The sequence below is a fragment of the Gracilibacillus alcaliphilus genome (genome assembly GCF_016909015.1).
Classification (GTDB): Bacteria; Bacillota; Bacilli; order Bacillales; family Amphibacillaceae; genus Gracilibacillus; species Gracilibacillus alcaliphilus.
Genome location: NZ_JAFBFA010000029.1, coordinates 37,870 through 61,946, shown reverse-complemented (window position 1 = coordinate 61,946; position 24,077 = coordinate 37,870). Strand labels below are relative to the sequence as shown.

Genomic DNA, 24,077 nt, shown 5'->3' with positions numbered 1-24,077 from the left:
CTGACTCACTTATTATACCTAAAGTGTACCAGGGGTAGCAAATACTATTATTTATGATGTTGCGAGTGTTGCTCCAATGTTTTTTCTGGTTCTACCTCATATGTGTCCGTCGTTTCCGGCTCTGAGTTAACATCAACAATTGGCATCTCTTGTGCTTTTAATGTGTTTAGCTCCATCTTTACGGTCTTTAGTTCCCGATGGACACGGATTAATCGAACCAATCCCACTGCCGCTGTAATAAGCGCCCCCATTAAGACAGAAAATAAAATAACCAGAATAAGCGGTGCATGACCTGTACCGAAAAGATAGTTCACTTCTACGGCATCGACATTGATTACAGCAAAGATAGCGATAATTAGTGCAAATACAACCGCAGATATGATATATGTTTGACCTTTCATTTCCATCCCTCCTAGAAAAACTAGTGTCTCTATCTTATATACCCTTTTATTTATTATACATGCAAAGAAAAATAGAATAAGCCTTTAATTTATTAGTTAGCCTGTTTATTGTACCAAACTTAATTGATTTCGTCTTTACAACGACCCTATCTTCCCATAAAAAAGCTAGGCATTATGCCCAGCTTTTTTGATCTATTAGCCCACTGCTTACACTTGTGGGCCATCATTGTATTTTTTCTCTTGATAGATAATCGGTTTTTCCTTGATAGACTTCCCTCGCCATACGAGCCATAGTTGGGCAGCAAGAAATAACGATGAATACGTACCTGCAAGTAAACCAACGATTAAGGCGAAGGAGAAGTTGGTAATGGCAGGTGCACCAAATAAAAACAACATCACAGCCGCAAAAATCACGGTAAGCACGGTATTAATACTTCTTGTCAGTGTCTGAATCAAACTATCATTGACTATCTTTGCTAATTCATCAAAAGATTTAACCTTTTTCTTCTTCCTTAAATTCTCGCGTATTCGGTCAAAGGTAACAATCGTATCATTGATCGAATAACCGACCACCGTCAAGATGGCTGCAATAATTGTAATATCGAACTCCATCCTAGTAATAGCAAACAAGGCTAAGATAAAGAATGCATCATACAGTAAGGCGATTACGGCTGTCACACCATAATAGAATTCAAAGCGAAAGCCCAAATAAATGATAATACCTAGCGAAGCATATAACACAGCCAATAAGGCGTTCTTGGCCAGCTCTTGACCAACAATCGGTGAAACTGAACTAACCGTAGGCGCATGTCCATATTCCTCTTCAAACTGGGCCCTGATCTCTGCAATTTTTTCTTGAGAAAGGTGCTCTGAAAAACGGGCAACGGCAATGTTTTCATTATCACCAGAAATAACGACCGGTGCACTTACTTCCAATTCCACTTGTTCAAATGATTCCTCAATCTGTTCGGCATTAACAGGCTGATCAGCAAGCACCTCTACCCGGGAACCAGCGATAAAATCGATTCCTAAATTCAGGCGAAATACAGCTAAGCAGACAATACCAGCCACCACTAAGATAATAGACAGTGCGAAAAACTTATTGCGGTGTTTAACAATATCAAAATAACGGCCAAATACAGTAGGCTGTATTTCCTCTTTACTATTCAGATCACGAATCTGGTTTTTCCTTACACCAAACCAGCTAGTACGATTTTTCAAGAAATTACTATTCACCCATAAACTCAAGAACAGCCGGGAACCAAATACTGCTGTTACAAAACTTAAGACAATACTTACTAGTAATAAGGTGGCAAAACCTTTGACCGAACTAGAACCAAATATAAATAGTACAGCGGCCGCAATCATCGTAGTAATATTGGCATCCAGAATAGTAACGAACGAATTCTTGTTACCGATTTTAAATGCTGTCTTGACGGACTTACCTTCCTTGAGCTCTTCTTTGATTCGCTCATAGGTGATGATATTGGCATCTACCGCCATGCCGACCCCTAGCACTAAAGCTGCAATACCTGGTAATGTCAATACCCCATTCATTAACTGGAATACTAGTAATACCAAATAAATATAAATACTTAGTGTAAGTACGGCGATAACACCAGGGAAGCGATAATAGGCAATCATAAAAATGAAAATTAGCAGTACACCAAGAAAGCCTGCAAAAACCGTTTTATCCAAAGCTTGCTGTCCAAATTGGGCACCAACTGAAGTAGAAAACTCTTCATGTAAATCGACAGGCAATGAACCGGCATTCAATAAGTCGGCTAATTGCTGGGCTGATTCTACCGTAAAGGTGGAACTCTCGATCATAATATCGGTCGTACGCAGCACCTGTTGGAACCCTGGATCAGAAACAACCTTCGAGTCTTCCTTACCAAGTTCCTCTTCATAACTGTCTCCCTCTTCATAATCCATCCAAATAACGACACGGTTCGGGACATCCGGATCATCTCTAATCGCTTGTGTTGTATCCCCAAATGCATCGGCATCTCGGAATTTGACACTTACAATCGGTTGATTGGTCTCAGGGTTAAAATCCTGTCGCGCACTTCCTTCTTGAAGATCAGAACCATCTAAATATTTCTTATTATTCACATCACGAAATGACAGTTCTGCTGTAGTTGCCAGCATTTCTCTAGCTTGCTCTTGATCTTCCACTCCTGCTAATTGTACACGAATTCGATCGGGTTCCTCAATTGTAAAACTAGGCTCACTGATCCCGATTGAATTGACACGACGCTCTAAATTAGACACGGTGGCTTCTAATACACTGCGATCTATTTCTTGGCCATCATCTAGCGGTCTGACCTCATATAACACTTCAAATCCACCTTGAAGATCCAGCCCAAGGTTGATTTTGCTGGCCACTCCAGAATATGTAGTACCGATTGTTGCCCCAAATATAATAATCATTAGAAAAAAGGCAACAATTCTTCCTCGTTTTATCATCTATAAATCCTCCCTAAATTATCAACCCATTCCATCTTACGGTATGGGGAACCTGCCGTTTCCACTTCGTTCATTTACCCTTGTTTGTACCGTCCTATTGATTAACCAGTTAACTTCTTTCTCAGGTAGTCAGCCAAACAATGATTATATCGTCAATTACATTATGAGTTATATTTGCCAGCTGTCATCCCTTATGACAGCTTAAACGGGCAATTATAACTACCAAACCAAGAGATATACTTAGTACGGTTTAGCCGTGTAATGTCTGCTTCGAGAAGCCGTTTTTACGAAGCTAACTTGAATAATAGCAGTTGTTTTTAGGTACTATTCTTCCCTAAAATGGCGTCTAATGATTCCTGCAGATTGCTATCTGTCCATGTTTTTTGCGTTAGATAAGTTATAAATAAGTTCGCTGGCAAATGATATATATCTTGAATAAGCTCTGAAAGGGATTTCTCTGGTTCGCCCTTCCATACTTTTTCTTTCAGGCAATTCCATATATCATCACTTGTTACTTTGGAATAGTCTAACATTTTGAATTCTTCTACTTTGCTTTCTAATATTTCAGTGACTTCATTTCTCCAAGCTGCTACTGGTTTCCTCATCATGATAACCCCCTATTTCTAAAACTTAGACTCATAATCATCCTGAATGACCACTCTAGTTAAACTTGGTGGATTAAAGTGACTTATTCATCGGGAGCAAACATCACACTGCTATATTAAGTGACTTGCAAAGCTTATCAGGATATTAGCTCATTTGAGCTTAACAAACTTAAGCAAGAAATTCACAAACAGGCCACTCCGTATAACCATCATCAATAGATAAAATCCGTCTATTGATAGGCAAGATTTATTTTATCTTTTAATTAGTATAAAAAAACTCCCTCAATTTGTCATGCCTGTCCTCTTCTATTGCATATAATTCATTGTATATGAAAAATTTCTATTTGAGAAGGCAGGTCGATCAAAGTGACCAAACAAAATTTTCTAAAAGGGACATTGATATTAATCGCAGCCGGTATGATTACCAGATTTCTGGGTTTTATCAACCGAATTATTGTAGCACGTTTGATGGGTGAAGAAGGGATTGGCTTATACAACATGGCATTGCCTACCCTTTTTTTAATGTATACCATTTCGCAAGTGGGCCTGCCGATCGCCATTGCCAAGCGTGTTGCTGAGGCAGAAGCCAAACGCGATCACCATAAAATCAAACAAATCTTGATCATCTCCTTATCGATTACCGTCTCACTCAGCATCATTTCTTCATTCATCATGTTTATGATTATACCTTATATTACACAGTATTTGCTAACAGATGAACGAGTTTTTTATCCGATGATGGCGATTATTCCAATTATACCGATCAGTGCCGTGTCTGCAGTCATCCGTGGTTACTTTCAAGGCAGACAAAATATGAAACCACAAAGTTATGCTCAAGTCATTGAACAAATCGTACGGATAGCCTTTGTCATGATTTTAGTCAGCTATTTGGCTCCTTATGGCGTCGAATATGCAGCGGCTGGAGCAATGATTTCTGTTATTATTGGGGAAGCCATTTCCCTATGGTACATGATGCATGCCTTCCAACTGAAAAAACAAATCAAGTTAAGAAAAAATGTCTGGAAGTATATCAAGACAGGGAAGCAGACTTTGCAACAGCTCTTTTCCATTGCAATTCCCAGCACAGCCAGCCGGATGGTTAATTCAACCGCCAATTTCTTAGAACCTATTTTAGTTGCACAAAGTCTCGCACTGGCAGGTTACCAAGCAACGGTAGCTACCAAACAATATGGTATGTTAACTGGATATGCACTGCCGTTATTATTTTTACCGACGTTTATTACTCATTCACTCGCCGTTGCACTCGTTCCAAATCTAAGTGAAGCAGAGGCGTTAAAACATTCCCAGCGTATTCATTACCGTATCCATCAGGCCATTCGCATCTCGTTTGCTTCGGGAGCGATTGCCACCGTACTGCTGACCTTATTTGCTGATACTATCCTTCAATATATGTATGGAACAGCAAATGCCAGTATATTTCTTAAAATAATGGCACCTTGTTTTCTGTTTATGTATATCCAATTCCCATTAAATGCGTCTTTACAAGCATTGGATTTGGCCAAGCAGGCAATGTGGAACAATATCATCTCTACCATTATTAAATTCGTTGTGTTAATTGTGTTAGCAACCAACCCGCAAATCGGCATATTTGGTGCCGCAATTGCTATGTGTGCCGGTGTGATTATTGGAACCGTGCTGCACCTGATTACCTTGTACAAGTCTATTCACTTTCATCTTTCATCTGTTATGCTGATAAAGATGATTGCCTTGATTGGCTTAACATTTTGGCTTGGAGAATTACTGCTTCATGTATTCCAATTTGAACATGGCAATCACTTACTATTCGTTATTATTCTCCTGCTTTTATTTGCCGGTTATATCCTGTTTCTATTCGGTCTGCAATTTATCCGGCTTGATGAACTGAAACAGCTTAAAAAATCACCAAATCCTCGTTCTCATCCTTAAGCAAGCCTTCTCTCCTTAACTGTTAACAGGGAGAGAGGCCTTTCATTGGCTATTCCTTCACATGCCTAGAGCTGCTTGTCTTATATGTTTATATCTTCTCGTTTTTCTTATCAATATACCATTCATTCTGATTGTCTATTGAACAGAAAGACACTTCTTCTATCGTCTGAAAATTCCTTTTCTGTAATTCTTCCAGCAGCCATTGCTTATCTTTTTTTAATTGAAGTAAAGCTTGTTCTTGCAACCTTCCATCTATAATAAGAGGCATGACAAGACCGTTGATCTGATCCGTAGAAACTTGATTTTTTTCTTTTTCAATAATAGATAAGTTTCCTGACGGTTCCAAAATAGCATAGTCAACATCCTGAATACTTTTTGTCCCTTGCTGTCTTAATTGCTGTATAAGATCATCAAAATTGACACGATTTTTCTTCATCTGATATTCATCAATTTTGCCTTGTGAGATAATAATAGCCGGCTTGCCTTCAAACCAATTTCGAAATGAAGGGCTCTTTAGGGAGATCAAAGCAGTTACCCTTTGAATTGCCAGCAATACTGCCATTGGAATTAAGCCATATCCAAAAAACTTGTCCAGTTCGTCAATACTAATGACAGCAATTTCTGCAATCATAATATAAACAACGATATCAAAAATACTTAATTCCCCAACTTCCCGTTTGCCCATTAAACGGAAAACGACAACGACAGCAAAATAATAAAATAATGTCCTAGCTATAAGCAAAAAAGCCTCTTCGATACCCAAACATCTCACTTCCTTTAAACAAACATTATCTATTAGCTTATCCTCAAATCTATATGTTTATTCGTTGTCTGCTTCTAGCTGCCTAGGGACATGCATATATTATAAGAAAAGTGTTAGGGGTGGATCATATTGCGGATCGTTGTCGGAGTCATGTTTGGGGTACTAAGTTCACTATGTATGATGCTGATTGCAAGTGTCATTTTAACCTTACTCTTGCGTTTTACATCTTTAGGAGAGTCCACACTTGAATTATCTGTGTTGCTGCTTAGTTTTCTTGCTTTGTTTACAGGAGGGGTTATTGCTGGATTGAAAGCCAAACATAAGGGGATTGTTGTAGGAGCAGCAACAAGCTTATTGTACTGTCTCATTGTTGCCAGTTACCGTTTTTTAGGCTTAGAAGCCGCGTTCACTGTCGTTGAGTTCGTTCATTATACCGCTTACCTACTTCTTGCCATTATCGGATCCATTATCGGTGTCAATATAGCAAAACCAGAAGGGCATAAATAGATGTGGCAAGTTATTAGTTCCATTATGTGAGCATTTAATGAGGAAGATAAATAATACCAAGGCACCTATGGCCTTGGTATTATTATCTGGGTCTGTTAGCCTTTTTCTACTACGTCGCGTACTGCCGAGCGATCATATGTAAGCTTAGAGCCATCACCAGCTATCAGTACAATTTGATTTTCATCTAGCGCATGAACCGTACCGTGGAAACCGCCAATTGTAATGACCTTGTCTCCTTTTTGCAGTTCGGATTGCATTTGATTCACTTGTTTCTGTTTCTTTTGTTGTGGTCTAATTAAAAGAAAATAGAAAATCACAATCATTAGAACAAGTGGTCCAAAAGTTGCTAAAATCTCCATTCATATTGCCTCCCTTCTTAAAAGTTCTTTGCATTAGGCTTGTTAAAACCATATTGCTCAAAGAATGCTTCTCTGAAATCACCAAGTCGGTCCTGCATAATTGCTTCACGAACTTGCTCCATTAATTTTAACAGAAAATATAGATTATGATAAGTAGTAAGTCTAAAACCAAACGTTTCATTCGCTTTGACCAGGTGACGAATGTAAGCACGCGTATAGTTGCGACATACATGGCAGTCACAATTAGGATCAAGCGGTGTGAAATCTCTGGCAAACTTAGCATTACGCACTACTAATCTGCCTTCGGATGTCATACAAGTACCATTACGGGCAATTCTTGTTGGCAGGACACAATCAAACATGTCTATTCCGCGGACTGCTCCATCTATTAATGAATCTGGAGAACCTACTCCCATTAAATAGCGCGGCTTGTCTGCCGGTAATAAAGGAGTAGTATATTCTAATACACGATTCATCACATCTTTTGGTTCGCCCACAGATAAACCGCCAATAGCATAACCCGGGAAATCTAAGGAGGTTAAATCTTGTGCACTTAATCGGCGCAAGTCTTCATATTCACCGCCTTGAACAATTCCAAATAAACCTTGGATATCTTTGCGCTGATGTGCTTCCAGACATCTTTCTGCCCATCTACTTGTTCGTTCTACCGACTTTTTCATATAGTCATGCTCAGCTGGATATGGCGGGCATTCATCAAAGGCCATCATAATATCAGAACCTAGTGCATTCTGAATTTTCATTGATTTTTCTGGTGAAAGGAACAGCTTCTCTCCACTTAAATGGTTTCTGAAATGGACGCCTTCTTCTTCAATTTTTCTTAAATCACTTAAGCTAAAGACTTGAAATCCGCCTGAATCGGTAAGTATGGAGCCGTCCCAATTCATAAACTTGTGTAATCCGCCAGCTTCTTCGATAATATCTTCTCCCGGCCGTAACCATAAATGATAGGTGTTGGACAGAATCATATTAGCGCCCATCTCTTTTAATTCTTCTGGACTCATTGTCTTGACCGTAGCCAATGTTCCTACCGGCATAAAGGCTGGCGTATCAAAGGTACCATGTGGTGTATGCACCTTCCCTAACCGCGCCCCTGTCTGTTTGCATGTCTTGATATGTTCATATCTGATCGCAGTCATTGTCTGTTTCCTCTCCTTACAAAATTAACATTGCATCGCCAAAACTAAAGAAACGATAGCGTTCTGCAACGGCTTGTTGATAGGCCTCAAGGATAAAATTTCGATCCGCCAAGGCACTGACTAACATAATTAAGGTGGATTTCGGCAAGTGAAAATTCGTTATCAAACCGTCAATGGCCTGGAAAGTATAAGGTGGATAAATAAAGATATCCGTCCAGCCATTGCGTTCTTCAAAACGCCCTCCGGTATCTCTTGCAATCGTTTCTAATGTCCTTGTTGATGTTGTTCCCACAGAAATAATGCGTCCGCCTCGTTCTTTTACGGCATTGAGCTGATCTGCTGTTGTTTGTGTCATTTGATAAAACTCGGCGTGCATCTCATGATCTTCTACACTGCCGACACTAACAGGGCGAAAAGTACCTAAGCCGACATGCAAAGTAATAAAGGCGATTTCAATCCCTTTTTCCTGCAAGGATTTAAGTAATGCTTCGGTAAAATGCAGTCCAGCAGTAGGTGCTGCAGCAGAGCCCTGCTCTTTAGCATATACAGTTTGGTAACGATCTTTCTCTTCTAGCTGTTCTTTAATATATGGCGGTAATGGCATTTCTCCTAATTGATCCAATACCTCATAGAAGATACCTTGATAGCGGAAACGTAATACCCTGCCCCCATGTTCCTTCGTTTCGAGACATGTAGCAGTTAGTCTGCCATCCCCAAAGCTTATCGTTGTACCTGTTTTTACTTTCTTAGCCGGTTTTACTAACACATCCCAGTTATCCTCTTCCAGCTGCGTCAATAACAGGACCTCCACTTTTGCCCCTGTATCTTCTTTCACACCATATAACCTTGCCGGTAATACCTTTGTATTATTTAAGACCAAGCAGTCCCCTTCTTGCAAAAAAGACGCTATATCATAAAAATGATGATGAGAAATACGACGCTCTTCACGGTTTAATACCATTAAACGCGAATGAGTACGTTCCTTCAGTGGAGTTTGTGCAATTAGTTCCTCCGGCAGATTAAAATCAAAGTCTTCAATTTCCATATGGTTACTCCTTCTAGCTAATTTACATTATCGGAAACGGCTGATCACAGCCAGAATAATCGTTAAGATAATACTGACCACAATAGAGGTCATAATGGGAAAATGAAAGGATACATTCCCTTTTTTAAAGCTAATATCGCCAGGGAGCTTTCCAATAAATCCCCAAATCAAGCCGATTATAATAAACACAATCCCTATTACAATAAAGATTTTTCCGAACTCCGTCAAGCGTTTGGCACCTCCCGATTAAAATGAGCATAGGCCTTTGGTGTGACCACTCTGCCACGAGGCGTGCGCTGGATAAAACCTTGCTGTAATAAATAAGGCTCATAGACATCTTCAATCGTTTGTGATTCCTCTCCAATAGAAGCTGCTATCGTATCCAGTCCAACCGGTCCGCCATTAAAACCATCCATCATTGCCTCCATCAATTTATGATCAATATGATCCAATCCCTCTTGATCAACCTGCAGCATTTGTAACGCTTGTCTCGTTGTGTCTAATGAAATGGCGGACTCACCTTTCACTTGTGAAATATCCCGCACTCTTTTAAGGAGACGGTTGGCAATCCTTGGTGTCCCACGCGATCTTCGGGCAATCTCAATTGCAGCCGATTGGTTTAATTCCGTTTCGAAAATGGTAGCCGTTCGTTCTACAATTGCAGATAAATCAACGACCTCATAAAATTCCAAGCGAGATAACACACCAAAGCGATCCCTAAGCGGTGCCGACAGTAATCCAGCACGTGTGGTGGCACCTACTAAGGTAAATGGTGGCAAATCAAGCTGGACTGATCGTGCACTAGGGCCTTGTCCAATTACAATATCCAGACAAAAATCTTCCATAGCAGGATAGAGAATCTCTTCTACTGCGCGAGGAAGCCGGTGTATTTCATCTATAAAGAGAACATCCCCTGTTTCTAAAGAAGAAAGGATCGCAGCCAAATCACCAGAACGTTCAATTGCTGGGCCTGAGGTTTGTTTAAACTGAACCCCCATTTCATTGGCAATAATTTGAGCCATGGTTGTTTTACCTAATCCCGGTGGGCCATACAGCAGGACATGATCTAATGGCTCATTCCGCATTTTGGCAGCTTCGATAAAAATGGCCAAATTTTCTTTTGCCTTCCGTTGACCTATATATTGCTTCAATAATTGCGGACGAAGGCTTAACTCTTCTGTTATTTCGTCCTCTCGCAACTCACCTGATATAATCCGTTCTTCCATGCTGAAACTCCTTTCTGCTTACTTCATTAACAAGGACAAACCCTTTCTAATGTATGTATCTGCTGTTGCCTCGGCTTCTTTTGCTAAGGCTGGTTTCACCTGTTTAATTTCACGGTCAGAATAGCCGAGTGCCTTCAGAGCCTCTAATGCCTCATGTAAAGCCTGCTGGTTTGAAGAGTCTATGTTTTCCTCCATCGTACCAGTTTCTAATGTATAGTTAAATGGCAATTTCCCTTTTAGATCTAAGATCATTTGTCGAGCTGTTTTTTTGCCTACACCAGGAAAACTGGTGAGAAACTTCTCATCCTCCTGTTCTACCGCCACAACAAAATCTTGCACACTCGTTGTAGCCAGTACAGCCAGCGCACCCTTAGGACCAATACCAGAAACATTCAAGATCTTGGCAAACAATAATTTCTCCTCTTGATTTTGAAAGCCATACAATATCTGAGCGTCCTCTCGTACATAGTGATAGGTGTATACTTTTATTTTCTGTCCAATGTCCGCTTGAAATCGAAACGGATTTGGACAAATCATTTCATACCCTACCCCATTTGTATCCAGAACAATCGCTTGTTCGGTTATTTCCGCTACTTCACCATGTATATATGCAATCATACCATTTATCCCCTCTTCATTCCAATTCCTATATTTCTTTTACAATCATACGTTCGTATTACTAATCATAGCCTATCTAACGTGGTTAATCAAGTTTACTAGGTAGACAAAGTATTTTCTTCACAGATAGGATCTGACAAATGATTTTACCTTTTAGCCAAGATAGATGCCCGCTATGAGAAGTCACTTTCCGCAGGCATGGCTTCAGCTAACTTGAAAAAGAAGAACATTTTTTCAAGTGATCTTCTTGGCAAAAGTTAGCTGAAGAGCATGCCCCTCGGAAAGCGGAAACGGTCAGCCGCAGCGATTGCCTTCCTCTCCATAACTTCTGCAAAGGTTATTTCTGAAATAGCTAATAATAGCCGGCATTGGATATGCTTTCTTATCTCTCAAGAAAAGAAAGGAGAGGCAGACTTAATCGAATCTGTCTCTCCTTTCTTTCTGCAAACGCGTTTTTCTCTATTTGGATACATTTTCACTGCTCCTTCCTGACGAAGTAAGCTTACGAATGATTAACACTATAATAAGCACGAAATGCCTCTAATGTTTCCAGATAATCTTCTTTGGAATTAATTTTTATTCCTTTTTCCAACTGTTGATATAGATTTGCTTCTAATTCTTGCGTATTAATTTGATAAAAGGATTGAACAGCCGCTTCGTGAAGCGGTATGCCTTCAAAGATAGTCAGTTGTCCATTTTTTAGTCCAAAGTAACCATTTGCCTTAAGATAGGGCGAAATATCATTCACTTCTTTTCGAAAGCGGATATAGCCTTCGGTCTGCTCCATCATCTGCCATGCCTCGTATTCTGTCCAGAAGTCTTCCATAGAAGCAATTGTCTTTTCTTCAACCTCTACTTCCACCCTTCCATCCATAAACTGTTTTTCTAATTCTACTTTTAAGGTTAATGGCTGTTTTGAAGCAGCAGCCTCTATTGCCTGTTCTGTTGGTTGATTGGTTAATAAAAAAAAGCTGATTATCCCTAAACTGATGAGTCCTGTTATTACCAATAGCATATGGCGCATAAACACAAACCTCCTAGCCTTGTGATAGTATTAGTTTGCCCAGCTTTAGCCAGAATAACCATACTATCTGAGATAGGATTTGATATTTTATTAATAAAAAAAGACAACTTCAAAAAAGAAGCTGTCTCATTTTTATAACTGTGCCATAATTTCATCATCGGCCTCCATATTATGATAAACGTCTTGCACATCTTCCATCTCTTCCAACATGTTAACCAGTCTTATCATTTGATTACCAGCTGCTTCATCTACTGTAGACAAAGTCTGAGGAACCATCGTAATCTCTGCCGTTACAAATTGAAAACCGCTTGCCTCTAAGGCATCCTTTACCATTTGGAAATCTTCTGGACTCGTATATATCTCATAAGCTCCTTCAACTGTTTCCATTTCTTCTGCTCCAGCTTCAATCGCTTCTAACATAACCGTATCTTCATCAGCTTCGGTTTCTGCTTGGTCGATTACTAGATAGCCTTTTCGATCGAACATAAAAGATACACAGCCATTTTCCCCTAAATTACCGCCAGATTTGCTGAAAGCATGACGAACTTCTGAGGCCGTACGGTTTTTGTTATCAGTCAGCACTTCTACCATTACAGCTGTGCCGCCAGGACCATAGCCTTCATACGTTAATTCTTCATAATTTGCCCCATCAAGACCGCCAGTGGCCTTTTTGATTGCACGATCAATATTATCATTGGGCATATTGTCTGCCTTAGCCTTTTCCACAGCCAAACGCAGACTTGCATTCATATCTATGTCCCCGCCGCCCTGCTTAGCAGCGATATATATATCCTTTGCATGCTTCATAAATATTTTTCCGCGTTTGGCGTCTTGTGCGTTCTTTCGCCGTTGAATATTCTTCCACTTAGAATGTCCTGCCATCCTATTCACCCCTTGTTTTTCTCCATATTCATCTTCTACTTTACCATAACTAACATCGTTTGAAAATAAAGGTGGTATGGTTTTCACAAGGATAGTGAATGTAAGTGCATGTTCAGGAAGTCTGATAGAACGCAAAGCGCCCTTTTAAAAACGTAGAGCTTGGAGCGTCACAACGGAGATAAAGGAAACAGGGCGATGGAAGGAGTCGATGTTGACTTATCGTAGGGCGTGAAGTGAAATCACTAAAGTTTGGCGCCTGGAGCTGGACATGGTTATAATGAACTCATGAAAAATTATATACTTGCTGACCTTATTAAAAAAAGACGATCTCATTTGAGAATCGTCATTTATTCCCTTATTCTTTTCGATTGCCATCACATCCACAATCATCTGCAGCCTCTGAGTAATCTGGCATGGATTGTGGCCCATGCATACCAAATGGTGGCATTGCCGGGTAATTGGCCATTCCTGCTGGCGGGAACATAGACTCTGACGGCATCATCTTCATATTAGACTGCTGTCCTTGAGGCATTTGTTGCATTGGTGATATTTGCTGTGGCATTTGTTGCATTGGTGATGTCTGTTGCATGTGTTGTGGCATCTGCTGCATTTGCTGCGGCATCATAGGTTGATTCCATGGTAATGGTTGGATCGGCTGTGACGGTTGTTGCTGATTCGCTGGCATTGGCTGCCAGCAATTATTAGATGTTGGCATTTGTGCTGGATATGGTGTTGGATGAGATTGTGTTCCCATAACTTGTGCTGGATAGTTTACAGGGAAAGTGTTAGGTACTTGCTGCTGGTTCGCCATATAACCAAATGACATGTCTTCTTGAGGATAGCATGGTGTCTGCTGTTGCATCGGCATTTGTTCTGGTTGAAATGGTGGCATCGGTTGTGGCGGTTGTGGTATTTCTCCCATCTTCGGCAATGGCTGGATCGGTTGCTTCATTTCTTTTTTCTGTTGTTTAGCACCCTGTACAGGTGGAACTTGTGGTTCACAGTTGTCTGTCATTTGGGGCCATTGTCCTTCTGGTGATGGTTGTTTAGGCATCGACTGTTGATTGAAATGCAAAGGCAAGGCCGGCATTTCTTTTTTTAACGGTTCCCATTTTTCTTCTTCATCTTCATTAATAGCCGGCAAGATATGTTTTGGCTGTTGTTTTGGCTGTTGTTTCGGTTTCTGTTTCAGTTGTTCTTTAGGTTTCGATTCTTTTTTTTCCTTTGTCTCCGCTTTTTTCGTTGATTGTTTTTTGTGATCATAAGCTATTGGTACGGTTATTTTCATACCTGGCATCACCATATTAGGATCTGACACTTGCGTATTAGCTGCAATAACCTCTTCTACGCTGACATTGTATTTTTGTGCAATCGTCCATAATGTTTCATCTTTTTGCACAACATGAATTTTCAAAACAATTTCTCCTTTCCTCCCTATAAAGTGAGACTTCCATCCGCAGAGATCGCCCATCTCTTAAAGTTGATCGGCGCCATGTAAGACTAACAGATTTCACATCCAACAATAACATAGCTTTTTCCTCATCAACAATCACTTAAGAGATAAGCATATGCTTCCCTTGAAGTATCTTTCCTTATCAACATATGCATTACGCCCAAAATGTTGAATAAAAATTTCCCACCCTGTTAAAGAGGTTGTTCAAAAAGTCCAACAAAAATGACGCATCGAATGTCGGAGTTGGCGGTAGAGGAACTTCTACTAAGATCACCCACATCGTGTGGGTAAGCAGAAGTCAACACATCCTGTGCAAGTCCGTTACTCAATGACGCCGCCTTGAACTTTCGACGCACACGATGTGCTAGTATCGGTGTTGCAACAAATGGTTTCGGTGGGGCGAGTAGCCGCAGTCCCAGGACGTTGCGAACTTAACCGATGAGGCTCCTTTTATCGGACTTTTTGAACACGCACTTAAAGGGAGTGTCGGCAAAGGATTTACGGAAGGTTAACACCATGATAAAATAGAAAAGAATTAACCGAAGGAAGTGAGATGTGTCCTATGCCCCAAAAATTAGTAGGCAAGCAGCGTCGTGAACAATTGATACACTGGTTAGAAGCAAGTCAGGTCCCTCTTACTGGCACGGAACTGGCTGGACGAGCAAACGTGAGCAGACAGGTGATTGTGCAGGATATATCTTTATTAAAAGCACAAGATCATCCAATTATAGCTACCAGCAATGGGTATTTATATATGAAACAAGAACAGCCTTCTTCGTTATGCCGGAGAATCATCGCCTGTAAACATGAGCCTCAGGCTACAAGGGAAGAACTATATACTATTGTAGATTATGGAGCTGCTGTAGAGGATGTGATCATCGAGCATCCGATCTATGGTGACCTAAAAGCCTCATTAATGATTCATCATCGGGCAGATGTTGATCAATTTGTCACGAAGGTTGAAGAAGCACAGGCCGCTTATTTATTGGAGCTCACAGATGGTATACACAACCACACCATCACAGCGCAAGATGAAAGCCAACTAGATCAAGTATGCCAAGCCTTAAAAGCCAAAGGTTACCTCGTCGAATAACGCAAAATGATCATCAGTAGGGACCTTCCTCCCTACTAACTATCCAGCGACACGCCGACAGTTTAAAGGTGTTTACTTCCAACAAAAAACGCCTGCGATTTATACCGCAAGCGTTACACCATTACCACTGTGTAAATAATAAGGATAACTCCCTAGAATTGTCACCTGACAATCCAAAGACTCTATTTCTGCAATAGCATTCGGAATCAGAACCTTATCCAGTTTCTTCTCTATATCGATGAGAAAGTAATAATTTCCTAACCCCGTTTTCATCGGACGAGATTCAATCTTTGACAAGTTCAAATTTCTCCATGCAAAGGCAGACAGCACTTGATGAAGGGCACCAGGCCGGTCAGACGGCAAAGTAACCGTTATCGTTGTTTTATGCCCTCTTTCTTCCAGGGTATCTGATGTAAGTTCCTTATGGTCTTGATGCAGCACCACAAAACGAGTGTGATTGTTGCTGAAGTCATGGATATCTTTTTGAACAATCGCAAGACCGTATTCCTTAGCAGCTAAATGGTTGCCTATTGCTGCAATATTTTGTTCCGGATGCTGGCTGACATATTCTGCAGCAGCTGCTGTTGACTTCATTGAATCTGCAGGAACGTTAGATAAATGTAAGCGTAAGAAAGTATGACACTGTGCTATTGCATGTGGATGTGAATAAATCACGTTGACCTTCATCCACTTATCTACATTATCAGGATGTACCATTAAATGCTGACGAATCGGGACAATCACTTCACTCACAATATTAATGTCCTCTGTCTGCGTCAAGTAATCCAGAGCAATATTGACAGTACCTTCGATGGTGTTCTCTAAGGGAATCACGGCATAAGTAATATCTCCTGTTGCAACAGCCTCAATACATTCTGGAATAGTACTAAACCCCTTTTTTTCTCCCTTATCAAACATCGAATCTACTGCAATCTTTGTAAATGTACCTTTAGGCCCCAAGTAGCCAACTGTTTCCTTCATTCCAATTTTTCCTCCTAATCTACGACACACCCGAGCTTAGAATTTCCACTTGATTGACAAACTCAATCTGTTTTAATTCATACAAAAGCTGATCAATCTCCAACTTCATGCCATTTGTGTTCAAAGATAATGTGACATTAGCTTTACCTTGAATAGGTATCGTCTGGTGGATCGTTAAAATATTACAACCTGCCGCTGCGACCACTGAAAGCAGATGTGACAATGCACCTGTCTGGTCTTCCAAATGAAAAAACAAGGTAATCATTTGTGCCTTTACCATATGTTGAAACGGAAAGACGGCATCACGATATTTATAGAAGACACTGCGAGATACACCCACTTGCCTTACTGCCTCATGAATGGATTCTACCTTTCTGCTTTCTAATAGCCTCTTCGCTTCTAGCGTTTTTTTCATTCCATCTGGTAAAAATGCTTCACTAACTAAATAAAACTTTTCATTTCCTTCAGACATCCGCTATTCCCCTTTATCATGGCGTTACGAATCGCTCCACTCCCTGGCATAAAATCAAGAAGAAAAGCGATACCGACAACCTGATACGTTTCACACATCAACAGACAGCAAGAGCTGTCTCTGCTAATGTTGTCTTTGGTTAAACCTTTGTCCTTATTCCATAAATTCGAATTCATAATCAAGCAGGCGGACCGTATCGCCATCTTTCGCTCCACGTCTTCTTAAAGCTTCATCTACACCCATCCCGCGCAGTTGTCTAGAAAAGCGCTGAATTGATTCGTCATGTGTCAAATCGGTCATCTTAAATAACTTCTCAATTGGCTCCCCATATAACACAAAGGCGCCATCTGGATCTCTAGTAATGGAAAACGGGCTTTCTTCTTTTTCAAAACGATAGACAACTCGATCTTCTTGTTCTTCAACTGGTTTTGTATTTTTTGGAATAGCATCCAATTGATCTGCTACAGCAAATAAAAGGTCACGAATCCCTGCTCTGGTTATGGTGGAGATCGGATAAATTGGATAATCTTCTTCTAATTGTTCCTTAAAAAAAGCGAGTTGTTCTTCGGCCTCTGGTAAATCCATTTTGTTGGCGGCAATAATCATTGGCCGCTCTAATAAGGTAGAGTCGTATTCCGCTAATTCCTTATTAATCGTTATAAAGTCTTGATAGGGGTCGCGCCCTTCCGTAGCAGCCATATCAATAACATGTAAAATGACCCTTGTTCGCTCCACATGACGCAGAAATTGATGGCCCAGTCCAACCCCTTCATGTGCACCTTCTATTAACCCTGGTAAATCAGCCAGAACAAAACTACGCTGATCAGCTGTATCAACCACACCTAGGTTAGGTGAGAGTGTTGTAAAGTGATAATCAGCTATCTTGGGTCGTGCCGCACTAACAGTAGACAATAAGGTAGACTTCCCTACACTTGGGAATCCGACCAAGCCAACATCAGCAATTAGTTTAAGTTCTATTTGAATATCCCGTTCCACACCAGGTTCTCCTTTTTCTGCTATCTCTGGTGCTGGATTTTTAGCAGTCGCAAAACGAATGTTACCTCTGCCGCCTCGGCCAGCCTTTGCAATAACTGCGCGTTGACCATGTTCGAGTAGATCAGCAATCACCTCGCCGCTCTCGTCATCTCTGACCGTTGTTCCTGGAGGAACACGTAAAACAAGTGGTTCAGCATTCTTGCCATGCATGCCTTTTCCCATGCCGTTCTCTCCACGCTTAGCCTTGAAGTGTTTCTGATAACGGAAATCCATTAAAGTGTTTAATCCTTCATCTACTTCAAAAATCACATCTCCGCCATTTCCGCCATCGCCTCCAGCCGGACCGCCCATTGGCACATATTTCTCACGGCGGAATGCTACAATTCCGTCACCACCGTCGCCCGCTTTCACATAAACTTTGACCTGATCAACAAACATGCTATCTCACCTTCTTTCCTTATTCTTGCCATTCAATCCGCAGATTATCTTCTGTTGCCACCTGCTTTACAAATGATAAATCACGGAGTTCTTCCACCAGCTGATCCATATGCTCCCAATTTAAATCAAATATTAATTGAATATGTATCGTATGTTGTTCATTTTTGAAACAGAGTATACCTTGATATTCCTGATATTCTTGTTGGTAGGCAGGAAAGATTTGAAACAGTTTCTGCAACCTTGTCAATAAAGACTGGTCATCAATAATAATCCCCTCATCTGAAACAAAAGAACGAAATTGAAGCTGGAAAGACGGAGACCGCCAATTCAGTTGATACAACCATACCATTGTTTTGGGGATATTTAAGCGATCTAAGCTTCTTTCCTGACTAGATCTGTCCATAATCTCATTAATTTTCTTTTCTATTTTATTTAAGTGGCCTAACTGAGTGTAACCCAAAATTAGCTGCAGGTCATTCAACCAATCATGCCGATAATGGCGAAGCATTTCGACAACATCTTGTTCTTTCAACCTATTCAACTCCTTAACAATAAGCAAATTATAGCACAGAAACGTTATGTATTCATCTATGACCACATATATCAGCAGTGCAGAGGGATAACGTTAGCAGCCGTTTTTGTTCTACAACAAAGTAGGCCCTGACTCCAGACTTATGCCCCAATCTCCTGTTCTGATATAGTGTTGAGCATATAAAAGAAAAGGCCCTAACCTTGAGAGATTAGAGCCTGTTTCTGTTCATTTATGCAGGATATACACTAACTTGTTTGTGATTGCGTCCTTTACGTTCAAACTTAACAACACCATCTACTTTTGCATAAAGAGTGTCATCTCCACCGCGACCAACGTTTACACCAGGGTAAATTTTTGTACCGCGTTGACGATAAAGGATTGAACCACCACTAACGAATTGACCGTCTGCACGTTTAGCACCTAAACGTTTAGATTCAGAGTCACGTCCGTTTCTTGTACTACCTACACCTTTTTTCGTTGCAAAAAACTGTAAATCTAGACGTAGCATATTGATGCACCTCCTTAATATTCAGAGATAGAAACATATTGACCATAATCCTGTTCCACTGTCTTTAAAGAAACAACCATTCCCTCAAACAACAAGGAAGCCTTTGTCAAGTTTTCCTCTGTTACATCATTGGGAATCGTTACCTTTAAATAGCCACCTTCATCACCGGCTTGATCAATTTCCAATTCTATTTCACATAACGTAAACACTGCATTGACAGTCCCGAAGGAAATACCTGAGACAGCGGCACAAACCAAGTCATGTCCCACTGGTCCACTTCCGGCATGTCCAGACAGTGTAAATGATTTAACATGTAAATTCTCACGTTCAATCGTTACTTCAATCATCTAGCACAAATCCTTACGCATTGATAGATTCAATTGTAAGTTTTGTATATGGCTGACGATGACCCTGCTTACGTGCATAGTTTTTCTTAGGTTTGTACTTGAATACAGTAATTTTCTTTTGACGACCTTGTTTCTCCACTTTCGCAGTGACTGAAACTCCGTCTACATATGGAGTACCAAATTTAGCTTCTTCTCCACCTACTGCAAGTACTTTGTCAAATGTTACAGATTCGCCAGCTTCTGCTGCCAATTTCTCTACGTAAATCACTTGACCTTCTTCTACTTTCACTTGTTTACCACCAGTTTCAATAATAGCGTACATTCTCTGCACCTCCTCAATTAACTCAGACTCGCCATACAGGTGCTGTATTCAGCTTAAAAACCTGTTCTGCGCGGTTGTAGCACGGGTGCTACATTTACAACATACTGATTCTATCATAGTTTAAAGCAACTTGTCAACGGCTGTTGCTGGATTCTTCTCGATAAAATCATCGATCAACTCTTGACTGCCGGACCGAATGATTTGATAATCATCGATCGTATCATCGATATAAAAATAAATAATGGAAGTAAATTGGTTGTCCTGCTGCATCAATGCTTGATAGACCTCCTGCCGGAGCGCAAGTACCAATGCTTCTGTCTGCAGACCTAACTCGGCAAGTTCACGCTGTAATCGATAAGCAGTGGAAACAGATGATAATTGCAAGCTACAAGATGAGGCGTGTTCGGTCAATAACTGCTGCAAGCTTTCCCTTTCCCTTTTTCTAGTCATTTCTAACAAACCTAATGCTGTAAAACCATATACTTTGGTTTGCATATAGTCCGCCTGTAACGCTTCATTCATTTGCTGGATCAATATTTTTTCCTCTTTTGGTGTTACTTTCAAAAAGTCAATCATAATAATCCCAGATAGATTTCTTTTTCGAATTTCAGCTACACAGTAGTCGACTGCCTTTTGGTTTATCGTCATAGCCGTTATTTGTTTGTTCTGCCGACTCTTAAATTTATGGCTGTCGACATCGATAACAGTTAGTGCTGCTGTTTGTTCCACAGTCAACGTAATCCCATCTGGCTTAGTAACTTCTGGTTGGATTGCCTCTGAAAGCCACTGATCGACATGCTTTCCACCAAAACGCATCGTCTGTCTGCTTACCCGCATTTCACCTGCCCTTTGCGGATAGAGCTGTTTCATGACAGCACAAGTCTTACTGTCGTCAAATGTAATATCATCAAAAGACAAATGCTGATATTGCTGCAGCATTTGGTAAGGTACTAGCTGGGCATGAAATAGCAAGTATGGCGCCTTTTGCTGTTCTGCCCGTGATACATGAGCCTGCCATTGCCGCCGCAAATGATCAAATTCCGCCAGTACAGCGGTTTCTTCCGCTTCTGTAATAGCTGTTCTCAAGATAAGCCCTTCTGTTGCCTGTAAGCGCGAGGCAAATTGCTGCTGCCATTGCGAAATCACCTGGTCAGACAATTTGCGTGAGCCTGTGATCCGTCTGGAAAGCGGCAGATAAATAAGATACTGCCCAGCTAACGAAATATCAGCAGTTACTTGAGGCCCTTTCTCTTGATAAGCTTCCTTCACAACCTGTACAATCAGACGGCTTCCTTCCGGCAGATAAGAAGAAAGCCGGTCATGTTTGGCTATTGATGGTACCATGCGCTTTGGCAGGAAAGCAACCTTGTCTGTTCCAATATCAATAAATGCTGCCTCTATACTATCATCCACATTTCTCACTTTAGCTAAATAGATCGAGCCATGGCTCGCTTTTTGGCTCTCTCTCTCGATAAAAATATCGTGACATTGTCCCTGATTAAGCAATAAGCCAATTTTCTCTGATAAGGTCGTCATAAAATGTAACTTCATAATAATTGCCGTATCCCTTCTAATCTGTAGGTATTGTCCCTATTTTAGCATGAATATATTGTTCATCGAAGAAATAAGATAAACATTCTCGTTCTGTGACATAGTGACTGTCACCGGTCCGTCCTTCTATCTTAATGGTGTAGCTGGCATTCCGTTTAAATAATTGAAAAACCTGCAGTAATGTCATGTCAACTGGAACTTCCATCAGTTTTGTTCGACGGTGTGTAATCGGATTACTATATCGCTGCCAAAGCATCTGCCACCATCGATAATAACTTCGTTTCCATTCCAAACGATTCTCCCATAAGAGAAATAGAATTAGTAATAGAAAGGTTAAGGAAAAAGTGTATTGCTGAGAAATCCAGAAACCTCCCGTAATAATGGTTATGACAGAGATAATGAGCGTTGTTTTATGTGCAACCGCAAAAGTACAGAAGGATTCCAATGTTAAGTGAAGTAGTTTACCCCCGTCTAAAGGCCAGATCGGTAAAAGGTTCCATAATAAAATAAATGTATTGTACTGAAGCACTAACTCTATTGTGGCTGCTGGGAGCAGCTCATAGCTGTTCAGAACAAATATCACGACGTAAATCCAGAGGTGTTGTAATGGCCCTGCTATCGTCACTAACCATTCTTGATACATAGGCTTACTGCCATATTCATCTGTTTCCATCACGCCGCCAAACACCCACAAAAAAATGCGCCGTATCCGCCAGCGGAACAATCGAGCGCACCCAAAATGACCTAATTCATGGATCAAAACAATACCAAACACGATCATAAATTCCAGAAGCAGCCCCGTTATTATTGCGACAAATAGAAAAAGGTAAAGGATTGGATGGATCTGAATGATAGACAATTTACGGCTGTTCATCAACATGTATCACCTGAATGGGATCCATATATTCATGATTTTTTTCAATAGCAAAATACATCTCATCTGTCGCATGTTGAGGCTCATATATCCCGATCTTTTGGTTCGTCTGAATAGACTGATAGGCATGCACATCCATATTGGTCAAGTTACCGTATATCGATTTACTGCGGTCGGGATGCTGGATGATAACTGTTTTTCCTGTTTCACGGTCATTACCAGCAAACAAAACTGTCCCAGATTCAATAGCGACCACATCTGTATCTTCGGTCGGCGAAATCAATACACCTTGTCCTGTCTCTTCAAATGTCTGACTTATTTCTCCCGACACCGGTAAAGCTAGTGGGGCTTGAATTGTTTCCGCTTCTGGCTGAATAGCTAACGGAGCACCAAACTTTGCTTGATACCAAGCATGAACCGTGGCAAAAGGAAATTCTTCTGTTAAAGCTTGATTTACTAACTGACGCGGCTTTTCTAACCAGGTGTTGTTGGTCGTTAATAAGAGCATCGAGACAAAAAAGAGACTTGCTGCAAAAAAGCTTTTTACCAACAATCGCCGATGAAATGGCATCCGCTCTGAACTGGTCTTTTTGGGAAAATCAGGATCTTCCCAGCGTTCAACTGGTTGTACATAAACAGGTGTTTTGGATGGTGTGGACAGACGTTGCTGCCTCTTTTTTTGCTTTCGCTTTAAAATATTATCGCGAATCTTTGCTAAATCATTATTTCTCATCATAACCAACCCTTTTTTTATGTTTGTACCTAATATATGTGGACAACCGTAAAATAATGAACCTGAAAATAGCAAATGGTAAAAAAGGAACCATTTACTGCTTGATAGACGTAATTTCTCTCATTCATTTTCCAGCAAAAAATAGGGGCTGTTGCACAATTAGATCACTGAGTATGCAACATTTTTTTCTGGTTGCATATTAACGCCATCTGATCGACTAAACAGCAAATGTTTCAACGTATGGCATGTATCGAGAGCAAGGCAATCGCTGCGGCTGACTGTTTCGCTTTCCTAGGGGCATGCTCTTCAGCTAACTTTTGCCAAGAAGATCACTTGACAAAAGTGGATCTTCAGATCATGCGGATCCCTCAGGAGTCGAAACAGTCGGCCTCCGCTGTGGTTTGATTCTACAACGTTTGAGAGTCTTACCATGTGAGAACATCCTCTGTTAGTTCATCAAGGAATGATAAAGCGGTAACAGATGTTAAGATAGTGGCAGGATGTGGATCGAGCTGTCAAGAGGCTTAGGTTTAACTATTATCGCCGAGATAACTAAGGATGGGTGACCATAAAATTCCTTCGTTGAGTGTAGGCATAAAAATACAAAGAACCTTGATGATGATGTTGTCCATTTTCCTTTATAGAATACTGCCATCAGAAGAAATTAAATAAGCTATTCTAGGACCATCCAGTCATGATGCTATTTCTCACATGAAGTGTGGAACTATTCCCCAGCGTAGGCCAACCGCGCAGACTCCTATGGGAACAGGACGAGCGGAAGATCCACTAAAAAAG

26 protein-coding genes and 1 other annotated feature are annotated in these 24,077 nt (G+C 40.7%); of the genes, 3 read left to right on the top strand and 23 right to left on the bottom strand.

The features are described from left to right. Nucleotides 1-47: 47 nt before the first annotated feature. The 3 genes from JOD18_RS17935 to JOD18_RS17925 all read right to left on the bottom strand — a co-directional run bounded on the left by JOD18_RS17935 (nt 48) and on the right by JOD18_RS17925 (nt 3,478). Nucleotides 48-401 carry a LapA family protein gene (locus tag JOD18_RS17935; protein ID WP_204670491.1) on the bottom strand — a complete coding sequence of 118 codons (354 nt, stop codon included), beginning with the start codon at nt 399-401 and terminating at the stop codon, nt 48-50. Nucleotides 402-608: 207 nt separating this feature from the next. Then, on the bottom strand, nt 609-2,870 hold the full coding sequence (gene secDF, locus JOD18_RS17930; protein WP_204670490.1) for a protein translocase subunit SecDF: 2,262 nt from the start codon (nt 2,868-2,870) through the stop codon (nt 609-611). Between the two features lie 317 nt (nt 2,871-3,187). After that, entirely contained in the window at nt 3,188-3,478 is a 291-nt protein-coding gene (locus tag JOD18_RS17925; protein ID WP_239588201.1) for a post-transcriptional regulator, read from the bottom strand. A gap of 363 nt (nt 3,479-3,841) precedes the next feature. Here JOD18_RS17925 and spoVB point away from each other — a divergent pair, with 363 nt between their 5' ends. Next, a complete protein-coding gene (spoVB, locus tag JOD18_RS17920) occupies nt 3,842-5,401 on the top strand; it encodes a stage V sporulation protein B (protein WP_204670489.1) in 1,560 nt (519 codons plus the stop codon). Between the two features lie 88 nt (nt 5,402-5,489). On the opposite strand, the gene JOD18_RS17915 is transcribed toward spoVB, so the two are convergent. Beyond that, a complete protein-coding gene (locus tag JOD18_RS17915) occupies nt 5,490-6,164 on the bottom strand; it encodes a DUF421 domain-containing protein (protein WP_239588200.1) in 675 nt (224 codons plus the stop codon). Between the two features lie 129 nt (nt 6,165-6,293). Between JOD18_RS17915 and JOD18_RS17910 the strand changes: the two genes are divergently transcribed. Next, nucleotides 6,294-6,671 carry a TIGR04086 family membrane protein gene (locus JOD18_RS17910; protein WP_204670488.1) on the top strand — a complete coding sequence of 126 codons (378 nt, stop codon included), beginning with the start codon at nt 6,294-6,296 and terminating at the stop codon, nt 6,669-6,671. A gap of 95 nt (nt 6,672-6,766) precedes the next feature. Here the strand turns inward: JOD18_RS17910 and yajC are convergent, their stop codons facing one another. The 9 genes from yajC to safA all read right to left on the bottom strand — a co-directional run bounded on the left by yajC (nt 6,767) and on the right by safA (nt 14,396). Then, entirely contained in the window at nt 6,767-7,030 is a 264-nt protein-coding gene (gene yajC, locus JOD18_RS17905) for a preprotein translocase subunit YajC (RefSeq protein WP_204670487.1), read from the bottom strand. Between the two features lie 17 nt (nt 7,031-7,047). Continuing rightward, nucleotides 7,048-8,187, bottom strand: coding sequence for a tRNA guanosine(34) transglycosylase Tgt (gene tgt, locus JOD18_RS17900; RefSeq protein WP_204670486.1), 1,140 nt, complete (start codon nt 8,185-8,187; stop codon nt 7,048-7,050). 16 nt (nt 8,188-8,203) lie between these two features. Continuing rightward, nucleotides 8,204-9,232 carry a tRNA preQ1(34) S-adenosylmethionine ribosyltransferase-isomerase QueA gene (queA, locus tag JOD18_RS17895; RefSeq protein ID WP_204670485.1) on the bottom strand — a complete coding sequence of 343 codons (1,029 nt, stop codon included), beginning with the start codon at nt 9,230-9,232 and terminating at the stop codon, nt 8,204-8,206. Nucleotides 9,233-9,259: 27 nt separating this feature from the next. Next, complete coding sequence (locus JOD18_RS17890) at nt 9,260-9,460, bottom strand: DUF2905 domain-containing protein (RefSeq protein ID WP_204670484.1); 201 nt, start codon at nt 9,458-9,460, stop codon at nt 9,260-9,262. Continuing rightward, on the bottom strand, nt 9,457-10,458 hold the full coding sequence (gene ruvB, locus JOD18_RS17885) for a Holliday junction branch migration DNA helicase RuvB (RefSeq protein ID WP_204670483.1): 1,002 nt from the start codon (nt 10,456-10,458) through the stop codon (nt 9,457-9,459). Before ruvB ends, JOD18_RS17890 begins: the two co-directional genes overlap by 4 nt. Nucleotides 10,459-10,476: 18 nt before the next feature. Next, nucleotides 10,477-11,076, bottom strand: a complete 600-nt coding sequence (gene ruvA / locus JOD18_RS17880; protein ID WP_204670482.1) for a Holliday junction branch migration protein RuvA — start codon at nt 11,074-11,076, stop codon at nt 10,477-10,479. A 502-nt stretch (nt 11,077-11,578) separates the two neighbouring features. After that, the gene (locus JOD18_RS17875) at nt 11,579-12,100 is read right to left on the bottom strand and encodes a BofC C-terminal domain-containing protein (RefSeq protein WP_204670481.1); all 522 of its coding nucleotides are present in this window, start codon (nt 12,098-12,100) and stop codon (nt 11,579-11,581) included. 132 nt (nt 12,101-12,232) lie between these two features. Then, nucleotides 12,233-12,982, bottom strand: a complete 750-nt coding sequence (locus tag JOD18_RS17870; RefSeq protein ID WP_204670480.1) for a YebC/PmpR family DNA-binding transcriptional regulator — start codon at nt 12,980-12,982, stop codon at nt 12,233-12,235. 355 nt (nt 12,983-13,337) lie between these two features. Further along, nucleotides 13,338-14,396 (bottom strand): SafA/ExsA family spore coat assembly protein, encoded by a 1,059-nt coding sequence (gene safA / locus JOD18_RS17865; protein WP_204670479.1) that lies wholly within the window; start codon nt 14,394-14,396, stop codon nt 13,338-13,340. Nucleotides 14,397-14,997: 601 nt separating this feature from the next. Between safA and JOD18_RS17860 the strand changes: the two genes are divergently transcribed. Further along, nucleotides 14,998-15,528: a transcription repressor NadR gene (locus tag JOD18_RS17860; RefSeq protein WP_204670478.1), complete on the top strand. Its 531-nt coding sequence runs from the start codon at nt 14,998-15,000 to the stop codon at nt 15,526-15,528. A gap of 99 nt (nt 15,529-15,627) precedes the next feature. On the opposite strand, the gene pheA is transcribed toward JOD18_RS17860, so the two are convergent. The 10 genes from pheA to JOD18_RS17810 form a co-directional block, all read right to left on the bottom strand. Continuing rightward, nucleotides 15,628-16,509, bottom strand: coding sequence for a prephenate dehydratase (gene pheA, locus JOD18_RS17855; protein ID WP_204670477.1), 882 nt, complete (start codon nt 16,507-16,509; stop codon nt 15,628-15,630). A 19-nt stretch (nt 16,510-16,528) separates the two neighbouring features. Then, nucleotides 16,529-16,981, bottom strand: coding sequence for an ACT domain-containing protein (locus JOD18_RS17850; RefSeq protein ID WP_204670476.1), 453 nt, complete (start codon nt 16,979-16,981; stop codon nt 16,529-16,531). A gap of 153 nt (nt 16,982-17,134) precedes the next feature. Beyond that, nucleotides 17,135-18,415: a GTPase ObgE gene (gene obgE, locus JOD18_RS17845; protein WP_204670475.1), complete on the bottom strand. Its 1,281-nt coding sequence runs from the start codon at nt 18,413-18,415 to the stop codon at nt 17,135-17,137. A 19-nt stretch (nt 18,416-18,434) separates the two neighbouring features. Next, nucleotides 18,435-18,947, bottom strand: coding sequence for a Spo0B domain-containing protein (locus JOD18_RS17840; RefSeq protein WP_204670474.1), 513 nt, complete (start codon nt 18,945-18,947; stop codon nt 18,435-18,437). Nucleotides 18,948-19,176: 229 nt separating this feature from the next. Beyond that, a complete protein-coding gene (gene rpmA, locus JOD18_RS17835) occupies nt 19,177-19,455 on the bottom strand; it encodes a 50S ribosomal protein L27 (protein ID WP_204670473.1) in 279 nt (92 codons plus the stop codon). 14 nt (nt 19,456-19,469) lie between these two features. Beyond that, nucleotides 19,470-19,802 carry a ribosomal-processing cysteine protease Prp gene (locus JOD18_RS17830; RefSeq protein ID WP_204670472.1) on the bottom strand — a complete coding sequence of 111 codons (333 nt, stop codon included), beginning with the start codon at nt 19,800-19,802 and terminating at the stop codon, nt 19,470-19,472. Between the two features lie 13 nt (nt 19,803-19,815). Beyond that, a complete protein-coding gene (rplU, locus tag JOD18_RS17825) occupies nt 19,816-20,124 on the bottom strand; it encodes a 50S ribosomal protein L21 (RefSeq protein ID WP_204670471.1) in 309 nt (102 codons plus the stop codon). A 14-nt stretch (nt 20,125-20,138) separates the two neighbouring features. Further along, nucleotides 20,139-20,210, bottom strand: a sequence feature (ribosomal protein L21 leader region). 34 nt (nt 20,211-20,244) lie between these two features. Next, nucleotides 20,245-21,675, bottom strand: a complete 1,431-nt coding sequence (locus JOD18_RS17820) for a ribonuclease E/G (protein ID WP_204670470.1) — start codon at nt 21,673-21,675, stop codon at nt 20,245-20,247. Between the two features lie 19 nt (nt 21,676-21,694). Next, nucleotides 21,695-22,549 carry a site-2 protease family protein gene (locus JOD18_RS17815; protein WP_204670469.1) on the bottom strand — a complete coding sequence of 285 codons (855 nt, stop codon included), beginning with the start codon at nt 22,547-22,549 and terminating at the stop codon, nt 21,695-21,697. Further along, nucleotides 22,536-23,285, bottom strand: coding sequence for a M23 family metallopeptidase (locus JOD18_RS17810; RefSeq protein WP_239588199.1), 750 nt, complete (start codon nt 23,283-23,285; stop codon nt 22,536-22,538). The genes JOD18_RS17815 and JOD18_RS17810 overlap by 14 nt, the downstream gene beginning before the upstream one ends. Nucleotides 23,286-24,077 lie beyond the last annotated feature (792 nt).

Excerpts from the sequence above, each read along its gene's own strand:
- JOD18_RS17935 (WP_204670491.1), bottom strand. The coding sequence starts at position 401 with ATGAAAGGTCAAACATATATCATATCTGCGGTTGTATTTGCACTAATT.
- secDF (WP_204670490.1), bottom strand. The coding sequence starts at position 2,870 with ATGATAAAACGAGGAAGAATTGTTGCCTTTTTTCTAATGATTATTATA.
- JOD18_RS17925 (WP_239588201.1), bottom strand. The coding sequence starts at position 3,478 with ATGATGAGGAAACCAGTAGCAGCTTGGAGAAATGAAGTCACTGAAATA.
- yajC (WP_204670487.1), bottom strand. The coding sequence starts at position 7,030 with ATGGAGATTTTAGCAACTTTTGGACCACTTGTTCTAATGATTGTGATT.
- tgt (WP_204670486.1), bottom strand. The coding sequence starts at position 8,187 with ATGACTGCGATCAGATATGAACATATCAAGACATGCAAACAGACAGGG.
- queA (WP_204670485.1), bottom strand. The coding sequence starts at position 9,232 with ATGGAAATTGAAGACTTTGATTTTAATCTGCCGGAGGAACTAATTGCA.
- ruvB (WP_204670483.1), bottom strand. The coding sequence starts at position 10,458 with ATGGAAGAACGGATTATATCAGGTGAGTTGCGAGAGGACGAAATAACA.
- ruvA (WP_204670482.1), bottom strand. The coding sequence starts at position 11,076 with ATGATTGCATATATACATGGTGAAGTAGCGGAAATAACCGAACAAGCG.
- JOD18_RS17875 (WP_204670481.1), bottom strand. The coding sequence starts at position 12,100 with ATGCGCCATATGCTATTGGTAATAACAGGACTCATCAGTTTAGGGATA.
- JOD18_RS17870 (WP_204670480.1), bottom strand. The coding sequence starts at position 12,982 with ATGGCAGGACATTCTAAGTGGAAGAATATTCAACGGCGAAAGAACGCA.
- JOD18_RS17860 (WP_204670478.1), top strand. The coding sequence starts at position 14,998 with ATGCCCCAAAAATTAGTAGGCAAGCAGCGTCGTGAACAATTGATACAC.
- pheA (WP_204670477.1), bottom strand. The coding sequence starts at position 16,509 with ATGAAGGAAACAGTTGGCTACTTGGGGCCTAAAGGTACATTTACAAAG.
- JOD18_RS17850 (WP_204670476.1), bottom strand. The coding sequence starts at position 16,981 with ATGTCTGAAGGAAATGAAAAGTTTTATTTAGTTAGTGAAGCATTTTTA.
- obgE (WP_204670475.1), bottom strand. The coding sequence starts at position 18,415 with ATGTTTGTTGATCAGGTCAAAGTTTATGTGAAAGCGGGCGACGGTGGT.
- rpmA (WP_204670473.1), bottom strand. The coding sequence starts at position 19,455 with ATGCTACGTCTAGATTTACAGTTTTTTGCAACGAAAAAAGGTGTAGGT.
- JOD18_RS17830 (WP_204670472.1), bottom strand. The coding sequence starts at position 19,802 with ATGATTGAAGTAACGATTGAACGTGAGAATTTACATGTTAAATCATTT.
- rplU (WP_204670471.1), bottom strand. The coding sequence starts at position 20,124 with ATGTACGCTATTATTGAAACTGGTGGTAAACAAGTGAAAGTAGAAGAA.
- JOD18_RS17820 (WP_204670470.1), bottom strand. The coding sequence starts at position 21,675 with ATGAAGTTACATTTTATGACGACCTTATCAGAGAAAATTGGCTTATTG.
- JOD18_RS17815 (WP_204670469.1), bottom strand. The coding sequence starts at position 22,549 with ATGAACAGCCGTAAATTGTCTATCATTCAGATCCATCCAATCCTTTAC.
- JOD18_RS17810 (WP_239588199.1), bottom strand. The coding sequence starts at position 23,285 with ATGATGAGAAATAATGATTTAGCAAAGATTCGCGATAATATTTTAAAG.